An 808-nucleotide genomic window follows, 5' to 3' on the forward strand; every position below is an offset into this window, starting at 1 on the left:
CACTGAGCGGCACGCTCACCGCTACCATCCACGCGACTGAAGCAGATTCATCACTCGCTGAGCAGTTGATTCCATGCCTGGAAGAAATTGCCGGACGCCTGGTGTTCAATGGCTGGCCAACTGGCGTAGAGGTTGGTTATGCGATGGTTCATGGTGGGCCGTATCCTGCGTCGACCCATGTGGCATCAACCTCTGTCGGAGCAGAAGCCATTCACCGTTGGTTACGCCCGGTCGCTTACCAAGCGTTACCAGAAAGCTTGTTGCCCGATTCATTAAAAACGTCTAACCCGTTAAACATCCAACGCGCTATCGACGGCAAAACGTCATAACAGGCAACATACACTTAGCCAAATGGTTCAAAAAGGCACCAGTTGGTGCCTTTAAATTCACTCTACTTCTCAAAACCTTATTTCGTAGTTGGCTTAAGCCGGAAAAACAATAAACTACTAGAGTTAAATGGATTGGATACAATATTTATTTTTGAGGGGAGCCTTCAATGTCACAAAAACCTGTTTTTAAGACGCGTACTCAGCTCGTTGAAGAAGCAATTCGAACTCAGATCCTGAAGGGCGAGTTAAAAACTGGTCAGCCTTTACGTCAGGATGCGTTAGCAAAAGAGTTCAATGTCAGCCGAATTCCTGTGCGTGAAGCACTAGTACAATTGGAAGCGCAGGGTTTAGTCAGTTTCGAGCCACATAAAGGCGCGACAGTGACTGAACTGTCTCCAGATAAAATCGATGAGCTATTTGAACTGCGTGCGGTTGTGGAATGCCACATTCTGGAACGTGCGATTCAAAACATGACGGAT

1 protein-coding gene and 1 pseudogene are annotated in these 808 nt (G+C 47.3%); both read left to right on the plus strand.

From position 1 onward, the window contains the following. A pseudogene (locus tag R7E78_RS25800) lies at positions 1 to 329 on the plus strand (aldehyde dehydrogenase (NADP(+))); the annotation flags it as partial. A 167-nt stretch (positions 330 to 496) separates the two neighbouring features. Further along, positions 497 to 808 (plus strand): GntR family transcriptional regulator (locus R7E78_RS25805; RefSeq protein ID WP_318058566.1); only part of this gene is annotated, 312 nt, incomplete at its 3' end.

The organism is Vibrio sp. YT-19(2023) (assembly GCF_033337395.1).